A 12,326-nucleotide genomic window follows, 5' to 3' on the forward strand; every position below is an offset into this window, starting at 1 on the left:
CTCGACCATCGCGGCGGCGGGTCCGGCCGGTGTTCGGGCTCGCGCCCGACCCGCGGCTCAGGCCGTCACCGGGTCCTGCGGTTCCGCCGCCGGTGGCGTGGACTCCGCCGCGCCGCGCGCGAATCCGCCCAGGCGGGTGTGGTTGAAGAGCAGGTTCAGGGTGAAGACGGTTGCCGCCGCCAGGGAGATGCCGCTGTCCAGGAGGATCTGCGCCGAGGATGGGAAGCGGTCGAACATGCCGTCGGTGAGCACCGGGATCAGGCCGACGCCGATGGCGGTCGCGGCGATGGTCAGGTTGACGCGGTCGGTCAGGTCGGCCTTGCGCAGCGTGTTGACGCCGATCACGGCGATGGTCGCGAACAGCACCAGGCCCACGCCGCCGACCACCGGTTTCGGCACCGCCGCCACCACCGCGCCGACGCGGGGCACGATGCCGAGGATCATGAGCAGCGCACCGCTGACCGCCGTCACGTAGCGGCTGTACACCCGGGTGGCCGCCACCGCGCCGACATTCTGGTTGAAGACGGTGTCGATGAAGGAACTGAACACACCGGCCAGCACCGCCGACAGCCCGTCACCGGCCAGCCCGCGCCCCAGTTCCGCACGCCCGACCTTCTTCCCGGTGATCTCGCCGATGGCGAGCATGCTCGCCGTGGACTCGGCGAACACCACCGCGATCACAATGGTCATGGCAACCACCGCGGCGAGCGGGAACTCCGGTGCGCCGAAGTGGAACGGCCGCGGGATGCCGAGCCAGTCCGCCGCCCCGACCCCATCCAGCGTGATCAGCCCCATGGGTACGGCCATGAGCACGCCCACGGCCAGCGCGATGAGAATGCCGAGCTGCGACCAGACGCCGCGCCCCAGGCAGGTGAAGACCAGCGCGATCACCAGCACCACGGCGGCCAGCCCGATGCGGGCGGGATCGCCGAAGGCCGCGTCGCCCGGATCGGTGCCGACGATCAGTCCGCCCGCCACGCCGATGAGCGAGATGCCGACCACGGTGAGCACGGTGCCGGTCACCAGCGGCGGGAAGAACCGCACGATCATGGCGAACGGCCAGGCCAGCGCCAGCCCGATCAGACCGCCGATGAGCATGGACCCGTACACGGCGGGTAGGCCGTATTCCTTGGCGATGAGGATCATCGGCGACATGGCCACGAAGGTGGCGCCGCAGATGATGGGCAGCCGCGCGCCCACGAACCGTCCGGCCCCGAGGCTCTGCACCATGGTGATGAAGCCCGCGACCAGCAGGTCGGCGCTGATGAGCAGTCCGATGGTGGCCTGGTCGAGTCCGGCCGCCGCGCCGAATACCAGTGGGACGGTGACACATCCGGTGTACATGATCAGGACGTGCTGGATGCCGAAGGCCAGCAGCCGTGTCCACGGCAGCCGGATGTCGACGGGATGGGGCGAGGTCATCGGTACTCCTTGCGATACGGCAGGTGAGATCACGCTAGACACTCGGCGGCGTTCGCGGGTTTGTCCGATATGCCTAATCGGCCGCGGCGGACACGCCGCATTTTGTCTCGGCAACCAGTGCTCGCGGGACGCGACATGCGCCAGAGTGGGATCAGGATGTCCATCGACCGAGGGAGCCGCCCGTGACCGCATCGTCCGGAAAGATCGTGCTCGGCCCGCATCAGTACGGCAAGGCGGAGAACCGGGTGGTGCGCATCTACCGGGACACCGCCCGGCACGAGATCCGCGACCTGAACGTCTCGTCGTGTCTGCGCGGTGCGTTCGATCCGGCGCACACGGTCGGCGATCAGGGTGCGGTGCTGCCCACCGACACGCAGAAGCAGACCGTCTACGCCTACGCCAAGGAGCACGGCGACGGCAGTATCGAGGACTACGGTCTGGCGCTGGCCCGGCATTTCGTGGACGACATCGAACCGGTGGATTCGGCGCGTATCGAGATCGAGGAGTACGCGTGGCAGCGGGTTCCGGTCGGCGGCAGCGGGCACGACCACACCTGGACACGAGTGGGGCCGGAGGTGCGGATCGCCGCGATCACGGTGCGCGGCAGCGGCTCCGAGCGGCGGGAGTGGGTGATCGGCGGGGTGAAGGATCTGGTCATCCTCAAATCCACCGGATCGGAGTTCGCGGGCTTTCTGACCGATCCGTACACGGTGCTCGAGCCCGCCGCGGACCGGATTCTGGCGACCAGCCTGGTGGCACGCTGGCGTTTCGCCACCGCGCCCGAGGACTGGGACGCCGCCTACGACGGCATCCGCGCGGTCATGATCGAGACGTTCGCCACCCTGCATTCGAAGGCGTTGCAGCAGACGCTGTTCGAGATGGGGAAGGCGGCGCTGGAGGCGTATCCGTGCCTGGCGGAGATTCGCATGTCCGCGCCGAACAAACACCACTTCGCCTACGACCTGGAGCGATTCGGGGTGGAGAACGCCGGTGAGGTGTTCCACGCCGACGATCGGCCGTACGGGCTGATCCAGGCCAGCGTGCTGCGGGAAGGAGCGCCGGATGCCGGAATCGCCTGGGACGTCTACACCGGGGCGGTGTGACCGCCGAGCGTCCGCACCGCCAGGTACAGGTCGAGCCGGTCGTCGAGCCGCCCGAGGTCCCGCCCGGTCAGCTCCTCGACCCGGCCGATGCGGTAGCGCACCGTATTCAGATGCAGATGCATGCGCTCCGCCGCCTGCCGCCAGGAACCCTCGCATCCGAGAAACACCTCCAGGGTGCGCACCAGTCCCGCACCGGTCTTCCGGTCGTACTCGACCACCGGCCCCAGCACCCGTTCGGCGAACCGGCGCTGCAACTGATCGGGTATCGCGGTGAAAAGCCCTGCCGCGCTGTCGATATCGGCAATGCGCACGCTGGCCTCCCCCGCCTCCGCCGATGCGACGGCGGCGGCCGCCGCGAATGCCCCGGACAGCGCCTCCGCACCCTGCGGCGCACTGACCCCGATCCCGATCCCCGCGCCACCCAGCACCGGGCGCAGCCGCCCGAACCCCCGGCGCAGCAGCACCGCCACCTCCGCCTCGCTCCCCGGCACGTACCCGATGACGCGACCGCCCCGGTCGATACCGGTCACGATTCCGGGCAGCACATCATGCAGCGCGGCGCGCAGTGTGTCGCGAGTCGGTGGCGGCACGGTGGGCTGCCCCGGCGGAGTGCGAGCAGCGGCCCCGATGGTCGAGGCGGTGGCGCACCGCGCGGCAGCATCCGCCACGGCAGCCGCCGGAACCGGTGCCGCCCCGGCCAGCCGGTCCGAATCGGCGGTGAGCGGCCGGCGCTCGGCTTCGAGAACCTGCCCCGCCCGATTGCCCCCAGCCCCCATCATCCCGCGCGCGGCCGCGTGCACAATTCCAGCCGAAGATCCCGCGGCAGCCACGGTGGTCGGGTCGGTCGCACACCGCGCGGCAGCATCCGTCATGACAGCCGAATCGGCGGTGAGCGGCCATCGATCGGCTTCGACGACCTGCCCCGCCCGATTGCCCCCAGCCCCGATCATCCCGCGCGCGGCCGTGAGCACGGTTCCCGCCGAAGACGCCGCGACCGCCGCCCTCGCGACGGGCACCGCACCCTCCGAATCCGAGGGTGTGGTCGCTGATGCGGCCGCCCCTCGTACAACCGCCCCCTCGACCGCGATCGCGACATGATCGGGAGCGACGGTCGCGGACGCGGCGTCGGCGGCATTCCCGTGCGCCGGCGCTCCAGACCTCGCCGCGGTCGCGGTCACGGCACCGATCGCACTTCGGTTGACCCGCGCGGCGGCAGGTGACCGCCGTTCGCCGATACCGGGGGTGGTGTCGGCCCGGGAGGTGACGCACAGGTCGCATACCAGGGTGACCCACGGTCCGGTCGCCGGTGCGGCGGTGAGGTCGACGGTACGGTCGGCGACGTCCCAGGTGGCGCGCAGGTGCTCGGCCCGGCGCGCCCGATAGAGTTCCGCGACGGCGGCCAGGTCGGCGCCCACGGTCTGGATGCCGTGCGGGTCGGCGTCGGCGGCGGCGCGGACCATGAGGTACCAGGCCGCGATCCGGTCACCGCCGCGATCGCCCACCGGGTGCACCGTGATCCCGCCGGGGGCGATGGCAGGCAGTCGGGGCGCGGTCAGGGCGGTGGGCAGGATGCGATCCATCTCGTCGTCGCGCAGCGGCGCGGTACCCGCCACGACCGCGCCGGTGGCGGTGAGCAGCCAGGCCGAGAATCCGTGCTCCGCCGCCACTTCCGCCAGCAGATCGCCGATGTCGGCACCCCCGGCGGCCTCGGACATCAGCCGACGCAGCCCGAACCGCTCACGCTGCCAGCGGGTTTCGGCGGCCTGCTCGGCCATGTACTCGATGATCCGGCTGAACGGCGCGCTCTGCGGGGCCGACAGCAGCGGCAGGTCGTGGCGGACGCACGCCGCGACCACATCGTCGGGGACGTAGCCGTGCAGGGCCTGTCCGGCGACGACGCCGACCGCTCCGGCACGGGCCAGCAGGCCGATATAGCGGTCCGCGTCCGCCGGGGAACTCCGCCACACCAGGCCGGTGCACACCAGGGCTCCGGCCGTCACGAACGGCCGCGGGTCCGGCATGTCGGTCACGCACACCCGATCCACCGCGCGCTCCAGCGCCGCCGCGTCACCGTGCAGCAGGTCCATCCGCAATTGCGGCGCGCCGAGCAGATCCCGTAAGCGCACGGCACACCTCCGTCCTTCGCTCCTACTGCCGCACACCGTAGGAGTCCGGTGTTGCCGCCACGTTTCGCCCGTGCTGCGACCACTTCACGGCGGCCCGATCCGCGCCCCCGGTAGGGTGGTCGGGTGGCTGGGCGTATTCCTGTTCTCGTGGTGGCCGGATTTCTGGGGGCCGGTAAGACGACACTGCTCAACCACCTGCTGCGCAACAATCGCGGGTTGCGAATCGGGGTGGTGGTCAACGATTTCGGCGCGGTGAACATCGACGCCATGCTGGTGGCGGGCCAGGTGGATGCCATGGTGTCGCTGGGCAACGGCTGTGTGTGCTGCGCGGTGGATGTGAGCGAGCTGGACGGGCTCTTCGACCGCTTGGCGCAGCCGCGCGCGCGGATCGATGTGATCGTCGTGGAGGCCAGCGGGCTGGCCGAGCCGCGCAATCTGATCCGCATGATCGTCAACAGCGAGAACCCGCGCATCGGCTACGGCGGACTGGTGGAGCTGGTGGACGCCGAGCATTTTCCGCAGTCCCGCGCCCAGCACCCGGAACTCGCCACCCACCTGCGCATGGCGGATCTGGTGGTGGTGAACAAGGCCGACCGGGTCCCGGCGGTGGCGCTCGACGGACTGCTCGCCGAGATTCGCGCCCTGGCCGACCCGGCCCCGGTCTATTCCACCGCGCACGGCCGCATCGATCCGGGCCTACTGGTCGACACCCCGGACCGCGAGGCGCGCCGCCCCCGCGTCGGTGAGCAGCTCAGCTTCGACGAACTGTTCGCTGCCGCGCACGACGACCAGCACGACTGCGACGACCACGATCACCGCCACCTGCACGACGGCTACGACACCATCTCCTTCACCAGCACCACCGACCTGCATCCGCGCGCCCTCGTCGACTTCTTCGAGAACCCGCCCTCGGGCCTGTTCCGCGCGAAGGGCACCATCGCCTTCGCCGTCCCCGAGGACCAGCGCAAGTTCATCCTGCACATGGTCGGCCGCCATATCGTCGTGGAGCCCACCCCCTGGCCCCGCCACGAGCCCAGAGCGACCAACCTGGTCCTGATCGGCGCGGGCCTGGACACCGCCGCCGCCCTGGACCGCCTGCGCACCACCGTGCACACCGACGCCACCCCGCTCGACGAACAGGAACTCCTACCCGTCTGGCGCTACGTCGAACCGTCCGCTCACTCCGTGAGCTGATCCGGCGTCACCTCGAATTCGGTTCGCCCACTCGCTGATTCGACGCCGTAGGGCAGTGCGATCTCACTCGGCGGGCAGGTCCGGGAGGCGGGTGGCGCGGACGTAGACGGTTTCCCCGGCGGCCAGGTGGAGCGCCTCGGCGTCGCCGCGGGTCACTTGGGCGGTGAACAGGTCGCCGGTGGCGGCGTTCTTCAGTTCCACGCGCACCTCGAAGCCGAGGTGGACGACGCGTTCGACGCTGGCGCGAGTGACCCCGGCCGACACCGCCGTGCCCTCGTGGCTGGCCAGCGCCATGCTGGGGTCGCGACCGACGCGAATGTCGTGCGGCCGCACCAGATGTCCGTTCAGCTTGGCCACATCACCGAGGAAGGACATGACGAATTCGTTGGTGGGGCGGTCGTAGACGTCCTCGGGGGTGCCGATCTGTTCGATGCGGCCGCGGTTCATGACCGCGATCTTGTCCGCCACATCGAGGGCTTCCTCCTGGTCGTGGGTGACCAGCACCGTGGTGACGTGCACCTCGTCGTGCAGCCGCCGCAGCCATTTGCGCAGATCGGTGCGGACTTTCGCGTCGAGCGCGCCGAACGGCTCGTCCAGCAGCAGCACCTGCGGCTCCACCGCCAGCGCCCGCGCCAGGGCCATGCGCTGGCGCTGGCCGCCCGACAGCTGCGCCGGATAGCGGTGCTGGAAACCGTCCAGTCCGACGATCTCGAGCAGTTCGTCCACCCGCTTGGCGATCTCGCTCTTGGGCCGCTTGCGAATCTGGAGCCCGAACGCCACATTGTCGCGCACGGTCATGTGCTTGAACGCCGCGTAGTGCTGGAAGACGAACCCGATATCGCGCTTCTGCGGCGGCACCCGGGTGACATCGCGTCCGGCGATGGTGACCACCCCGGTGTCCAGGGATTCCAGCCCCGCGATGGACCGCAGCAGCGTGGACTTGCCCGATCCGGACGGCCCCAGCAGCGCGGTCAACTCCCCGGAGGGAATGTCGATGCTGACATTGTCGAGTGCGGCGAACGAGCCGTAGCGCTTGTTCGCACCGGTCACGGTGATCATGAGGCAGAGTCCCGCTTACGTTCGAGGAGAGTCATCAGGAGAAGGACGACGAAGGCGATGCCCATGAGCAGGGTCGCCGCGCAGTACGCGCCGAAGACATTGTGGTCGTTGTATCGGTCGTGCACGAGCAGCGTGAGCGTCTGCGATTGGCCGGGCAGCGCCGTGGAGACCATCAGCACGGCACCGAACTCGCCCAGCGCCCGCGCCACCGTGAGCACCACGCCGTAGGTGAGGCCCCACCGGATGGCGGGCAGCGTGATGCGCCAGAACGTCTGCCAGCGGTTCGCGCCCAGGGTCGCCGCGGCCAGTTCCTGATCGTCGCCGATCTCGTGCAGTACCGGTTCCACCTCACGCACCACGAACGGCAGCGTCACGAAGATGGTGGCGAGCACCATGCCGGGCAGACTGAAGATGATCTTCAGGCCGTAGTCCTCGAGACCGCCGAACCAGCCGCCCGCACCCCACAGCAGGATCAGCGAGACACCGACCACCACCGGCGATGTCGCGAAGGGCAGATCGACCAGGCCCTGCACCAGACTGCGGCCCAGAAACCGCCCGCGCACCAGTGCGATAGCGGTCATCACGCCGAAGACCACGTTCACCGGCACCACGATGGCCACGATGATCATCGACAGGTTGAACGCGGAAATCGCCGCGGGCGTGGAGATCCAGTCGATGAACGTCCCGATCCCGTGCTCGAAACTGCGGTACAGGATGATGCCCAGCGGCAGCACCAGCAGCACGAACAGATACCCGAGCGCCACCGTGCGCAGCGACATGCGGGTCATCGCCGAGAGTTTCACTGCGCGTCCTGCTCCTTCCGGGTCGCCCGCTCCGCGAACAGCCGCAGCACCAGCAGCGTCAGGAAGGCGATCACCAGCAGCGCCACCGAGACCGCCGCCGCGCTGACCGGGCGGTCCACCTCGATCTGCTGCTGGATGTACTGCGAGGCCACCTGGGTCTCGCCCGGGATATTGCCGCCGATCAGCACCACCGACCCGAATTCGCCGATGGCGCGGGCGAAGGCGAGCCCGCCACCGCTGATGATGGCCGGGGCCAGGGTCGGCAGCACGATGCGCCGGAAGGTGGTCCAGTTGTCCGCGCCCAGCGATGCCGCCGCCTGCTCGACCTCGATATCGACCTCGATGAGCACCGGCTGCACCGAGCGCACCACGAACGGCAGCGTCACGAACGCCAGCGCCACCACCAGACCGGGCTGGGTGGCATTGAGCTGGATGTCGATCGGGCTCTGCGGACCGTAGAGCGACAGCAGCACGATGCTGGCCACGATGGTCGGCAGCGCGAACGGCAGGTCGATGAGCGCGTTCACGATGCTTTTGCCGGGGAAGTCGTCGCGCACCAGCACCCAGGCGATGAGGGTGCCCATGACGACATTGAGCACGGCCACGATCACCGAGACGACGACCGTCACCCGCAGCGCGTCCAGGGCGGCGGGCGCGGTGACCGCGTCCCAGAAGCCCAACCAGCCGTCACTGAACGAGTTGAAGGTCAGGGCCGCCAGCGGCAGCAGCACGATGATGCTGAGCCACAGCACCGAGATCGCGATGCCGAGGGGGCCGACCGATCCGGTCACCCGCAGCCAGGACCAGCGGTCCGGGCGCGGGATGCCGGTGGTGTCGGTGGATGCGTGCGAGTCCCGCCCGAGCTCGACGCTTCCGCTGCTGTCTTTCACGGTAGCCAGTATCCTGTGTGCTTCACGTCACCCGACTATCCGGTGGTCCGCTCGTAGATGACGGCGATACCGCCGCTGCCCTGCGCGAAGAGGTCCTGGTCGACGGTCTGCCAGCCGCCCAGGTCGGCGATCGTCCACAGGGTCCGCGGCTGCTGGAACTCGGCGGCGAAGTCGGCGCGCACCTGCGGGTCCACCGGGCGGAATCCGGCCTCGGCCCAGGCGCGCTGCGCGGCGGGCGTGTAGAGGAAGTCCCGGAACGCCGCGGCCCGCTCGGGGTGGCGCGAACTCTTCAGCACCGCCACCGGATTCTCGATCTTGAAAGTGATCGGCGGCACCACATGCTCGATGGGATCGCCCTGGCGCTCGGAGAAGATGGCCTCGTTCTCATAGCTGATCAGCACGTCACCGACGCCCTGAAGGAAGGTGTCGGTGGCCATGCGACCGGAACTCGGCTGCACCTTCACGTGCTCGGGCGAGAGCAGCTCCGCCAGGTAGTCCAGGCCCGCCTGCGGGTTCTTGCCGCCCTCGCTCTTGGCCGCGTACGGGGCGAGCAGATTCCACTTGGCCGAGCCGGAGCTGAACGGGTTGGGGGTCACCACCTCCACCCCCGGACGGAGCAGATCGTCCCAGTCCCGGATGTTCTTGGGATTGCCCTCGCGCACCACCAGCGTGACCACGGAACCGAAGGGAATTCCCTTGTTGGCGTCGGCATTCCAGTCCGGATCGATCAGTCCGGCGTCGACCAGGCGGGTGATGTCGGGCTCCACCGAGAAATTCACCACATCGGCGTCCGCCCCCTTGGCCACCTTGCGAGACTGGTCGCCGGACGCGCCGTAGGAGGGCACCACCTCGACGCCCTCCCCGGCCTCGGTCTCGTTGAACGCGGGCACCACCTTGTCGAAACCGGGCTTGGGCACCGCGTACGCGTACAGGTGCAGGGTGCCGCGACTGTTGTCGACATCGCCGCCGCCGACCTCGTCACTGGAGCCGCCGCTGCATCCGGTGAGGGCGAGGGCGGCGACCGCGACCAGAGCGGTCACGAGCGACGGACGTCGGAGCCGGGAACTGCGGGGCATCGAGGGGACCTTTCCTACCGCCCGCCGAACTCGTCGGCGGAAATCTGGGGACTGCCGTGAGCCCGCGTCCGGGCACGGCGATGGCGCTGTCGGCCCGAAGGCCGCCGGGAACGAACGTCAGCTGCGAAAGGACGCGCGCCAGTCTACTGATGAGATTGTGCAGCGGTTCGGGTCGGCGGTCAGCGACAGTGAATGTCCGCTACCGCAAGGCAGCCCACCGCGATCAACGCCAATTCATGGCGGACCCGGGGTGGAGCACTCGACGACACGGGCAGACTGTAGCAGAGCGGCATTCGACGCCGCGAATTACCGCGAACGCCCACACGGGGGAGATTCATGACGAGCCCTGACCGACTCCGCACCCGATTCCCGGAGATCAGCACCCGCGCCTGGGAGCATCCCGCCGACCGCACCGCCCTGGTGGCGCTGCGCAGCCTCTCCGGCTTCGACATGGTGCTGCGCACCCTGAGCGGGCTGCTCGCCGAACGCCAGCACCGGCTGCTCTACCTGGCCACCGCGGTGCGCGTGGACGAACGGCAGTTCACGACATTGCACCAGCTGCGCCAGGACTGCGTCGAAATCCTGGACGCCCCGACCACTCCCGAGATGTTCGTCCTCCAGGACCCGCGGGCCAACGCCCTCACCATCGGCATGGACCAACCCTTCATCGTGCTGACCACCGGACTGCTGGACCTGCTCGACCAGGAGGAGCTGCGGTTCGTGGTCGGCCACGAACTCGGACACGCGCTCTCCGGGCACGCCGTGTACCGCACCATGCTCATGCATCTCATGCGGCTGGCCGGTGGCATCGGCTGGATTCCGATCGGCGGCTGGGCGCTGCGGGCCATCATCGCCGCGCTCATGGAGTGGAGCCGCAAATCCGAACTGTCCGGCGACCGCGCCGGGCTGCTGGCGGGCCAGGACGTGGAGGCGTCGGTGCGGGTGCACATGAAGCTGGCGGGCGGCTCGCGAGTGGACCAGATGAGCCATGCGGCCTTCCTGGCCCAGGCCGACGACTACGACCGCTCCGGGGATCTGCGCGACGGGGTGCTCAAACTGCTCAATCTGGAGTTGCAGAGCCACCCGTTCTCGGTGCTGCGCGCCGCCGAACTGCGGCGGTGGATCGCCAGCGGGGAATACGGCCGGGTGCTCGACGGGCAGTATCCGCGCCGCCACACCGACCGGGACGCGCGGCTCGGCGAGGAGATCCGCCATGCCGCCCGCAGCTACCGCGAATCCTTCGACCAGTCGGAGGACCCGCTGGTCAAGGTGGTGCGCAATCTCGGGCGTGATGCCGCCTCGGCGGTCAATACCGTGGGTCAGGAGGTGGGCGAGACCGTCGCCAAGATCGGCAAGCGGTTCGACGAGTGGCGGAATCGAGACGGCTCCTAGTCGCGGAGTGCGGAATACTCACCGTGGGGAGCGTGCGCGCTCGACCCGGATGCCCTGTCGATCGAACGAGATGGAGTGACCTGTCGTGCAGCTCGGTGTGAACGAGTCGTTCGCCGGTTACGAGATCGAAGGCGTACTGGGCAACGGCGGCATGGGCACGGTCTATCTCGCGCGGCATCCGCGGCTGCCGCGCAAGGTGGCGCTCAAACTGCTGAACCGGGAGGTGTCGGCGGACCAGGAGGTGCGGCGGCGGTTCGAGCGCGAGGCGAATGTGATTGCCCGGCTGGACCATCCGAGCATCGTCGGGATCCACGACCGCGGGGTGCAGGACGGACACCTGTGGATCGCCGTGCAGTACGTGCCCGGCACCGACGCCGCCCGGCTGGATCCGCGCGCCGTGTCGGTCGAGCGGGCGGTGCGGATCATCACCGAGACCGCCGCCGCGCTCGACTACGCGCACAGCCACGGCATCCTGCACCGGGATGTGAAGCCCGCCAATATCCTGCTGTGGGCCGCCGCGACCGGACGCGATGAGCGGGCCGTGCTCACCGATTTCGGCATCGCCGCCCTCGCCGACTCCAACACCCAGCTCACCGCCACCGGAATGTTCTCCGCCACACTGGCTTTCGCCTCACCCGAACAGCTCTCCGGGGAACGCCTGGACCACCGCGGCGACCAGTACTCGCTGGCCTGCACCTGCTACGCCCTGCTCACCGGCCACGGCCCCTTCCCCGCCACCAACCCCGGCCAGGTGGTGGCCGGCCACCTCAACAAACCCCTCCCCCACCTGCACCCGCAGCGCTCCGACGTCCCCCCGGCCCTGGACGAGGTCCTCGCCCGCGCCGCCGCCAAATCCCCCGACGACCGCTACCCCGACTGCTCCACCTTCGCCGCCGCCGCCCGCGCGGCCCTCACCACCCCCTTCCGCCCGCCCGCGACCATCCCCAACCCCAACGCCACCCTCCCCAACCCCGACTCGCACCCACCGAAACCCCCTGCGGCGGGACCACATCCGATCCCGCCCACATCGAACCCGACCCGCTTCGCCCCGGGCTCGTCCCATCCGGACGAGGCGGAGGGCCGCTGGACGGCCACCCCCGGTGTGGCGGCCCATCCCGGCCCGACGGCCGATCCCGGCGCTGCCGGAGGCCACGCGGTGGGAGCCGACCCTGGCGCGGCGGCGGGTCCCGCTCCGGCCGAGATCCATCGCGGCCGGGCAGCGGCGGGTCCCGGCACGGGGACCCATCGCGGCCCCCTCACC

The 12,326-nt window shown here is 69.8% G+C and carries 11 protein-coding genes; 4 read left to right on the forward strand and 7 right to left on the reverse strand.

Annotated elements, in window-relative coordinates; all coding sequences use genetic code 11:
- Positions 1 to 57: 57 nt before the first annotated feature.
- Positions 58 to 1,422 carry a uracil-xanthine permease family protein gene (locus QJS31_RS17765; protein WP_282784229.1) on the reverse strand — a complete coding sequence of 455 codons (1,365 nt, stop codon included), beginning with the start codon at positions 1,420 to 1,422 and terminating at the stop codon, positions 58 to 60.
- A 182-nt stretch (positions 1,423 to 1,604) separates the two neighbouring features.
- Between QJS31_RS17765 and pucL the strand changes: the two genes are divergently transcribed.
- Positions 1,605 to 2,525: a factor-independent urate hydroxylase gene (gene pucL, locus QJS31_RS17770; protein WP_282784231.1), complete on the forward strand. Its 921-nt coding sequence runs from the start codon at positions 1,605 to 1,607 to the stop codon at positions 2,523 to 2,525.
- Here pucL and QJS31_RS17775 read toward each other — a convergent pair.
- Complete coding sequence (locus tag QJS31_RS17775; RefSeq protein ID WP_306357194.1) at positions 2,507 to 4,651, reverse strand: PucR family transcriptional regulator; 2,145 nt, start codon at positions 4,649 to 4,651, stop codon at positions 2,507 to 2,509. The two genes, pucL and QJS31_RS17775, sit on opposite strands and share 19 nt — an antisense overlap.
- A 123-nt stretch (positions 4,652 to 4,774) precedes the next feature.
- Between QJS31_RS17775 and QJS31_RS17780 the strand changes: the two genes are divergently transcribed.
- Positions 4,775 to 5,845, forward strand: a complete 1,071-nt coding sequence (locus tag QJS31_RS17780) for a GTP-binding protein (protein WP_306357195.1) — start codon at positions 4,775 to 4,777, stop codon at positions 5,843 to 5,845.
- Between the two features lie 63 nt (positions 5,846 to 5,908).
- Here QJS31_RS17780 and QJS31_RS17785 read toward each other — a convergent pair whose 3' ends face one another.
- The 5 genes from QJS31_RS17785 to QJS31_RS37385 form a co-directional block, all read right to left on the reverse strand.
- Positions 5,909 to 6,904: a sulfate/molybdate ABC transporter ATP-binding protein gene (locus QJS31_RS17785; RefSeq protein ID WP_282784236.1), complete on the reverse strand. Its 996-nt coding sequence runs from the start codon at positions 6,902 to 6,904 to the stop codon at positions 5,909 to 5,911.
- Positions 6,901 to 7,707, reverse strand: a complete 807-nt coding sequence (gene cysW, locus QJS31_RS17790) for a sulfate ABC transporter permease subunit CysW (RefSeq protein ID WP_306357196.1) — start codon at positions 7,705 to 7,707, stop codon at positions 6,901 to 6,903. The genes QJS31_RS17785 and cysW overlap by 4 nt, the downstream gene beginning before the upstream one ends.
- Complete coding sequence (gene cysT, locus QJS31_RS17795) at positions 7,704 to 8,531, reverse strand: sulfate ABC transporter permease subunit CysT (RefSeq protein WP_306357206.1); 828 nt, start codon at positions 8,529 to 8,531, stop codon at positions 7,704 to 7,706. Before cysT ends, cysW begins: the two co-directional genes overlap by 4 nt.
- Positions 8,532 to 8,632: 101 nt before the next feature.
- Positions 8,633 to 9,673 (reverse strand): sulfate ABC transporter substrate-binding protein, encoded by a 1,041-nt coding sequence (locus tag QJS31_RS17800; RefSeq protein ID WP_282785889.1) that lies wholly within the window; start codon positions 9,671 to 9,673, stop codon positions 8,633 to 8,635.
- A gap of 179 nt (positions 9,674 to 9,852) precedes the next feature.
- On the reverse strand, positions 9,853 to 10,125 hold the full coding sequence (locus QJS31_RS37385) for an Ms4533A family Cys-rich leader peptide (RefSeq protein WP_372341784.1): 273 nt from the start codon (positions 10,123 to 10,125) through the stop codon (positions 9,853 to 9,855).
- Between QJS31_RS37385 and QJS31_RS17805 the strand changes: the two genes are divergently transcribed.
- Both QJS31_RS17805 and QJS31_RS17810 read left to right on the forward strand, forming a co-directional pair.
- Positions 10,010 to 11,065, forward strand: coding sequence for a M48 family metallopeptidase (locus QJS31_RS17805; RefSeq protein WP_306357197.1), 1,056 nt, complete (start codon positions 10,010 to 10,012; stop codon positions 11,063 to 11,065). The two genes, QJS31_RS37385 and QJS31_RS17805, sit on opposite strands and share 116 nt — an antisense overlap.
- Before the next feature lie 85 nt (positions 11,066 to 11,150).
- Positions 11,151 to 12,326 (forward strand): serine/threonine-protein kinase (locus tag QJS31_RS17810; RefSeq protein ID WP_306357198.1); only part of this gene is annotated, 1,176 nt, incomplete at its 3' end.

The sequence above is a fragment of the Nocardia sp. CC213A genome, from assembly GCF_030766805.1.
Classification (GTDB): domain Bacteria; phylum Actinomycetota; class Actinomycetes; order Mycobacteriales; family Mycobacteriaceae; genus Nocardia; species Nocardia otitidiscaviarum.

Coding starts and splice junctions, on each gene's coding strand:
- QJS31_RS17805 (WP_306357197.1), top strand. CDS start 10,010: ATGACGAGCCCTGACCGACTCCGCACCCGATTCCCGGAGATCAGCACC.
- QJS31_RS37385 (WP_372341784.1), bottom strand. CDS start 10,125: ATGTCGAAGCCGGAGAGGCTGCGCAGCGCCACCAGGGCGGTGCGGTCG.
- QJS31_RS17765 (WP_282784229.1), bottom strand. CDS start 1,422: ATGACCTCGCCCCATCCCGTCGACATCCGGCTGCCGTGGACACGGCTG.
- QJS31_RS17800 (WP_282785889.1), bottom strand. CDS start 9,673: ATGCCCCGCAGTTCCCGGCTCCGACGTCCGTCGCTCGTGACCGCTCTG.
- QJS31_RS17785 (WP_282784236.1), bottom strand. CDS start 6,904: ATGATCACCGTGACCGGTGCGAACAAGCGCTACGGCTCGTTCGCCGCA.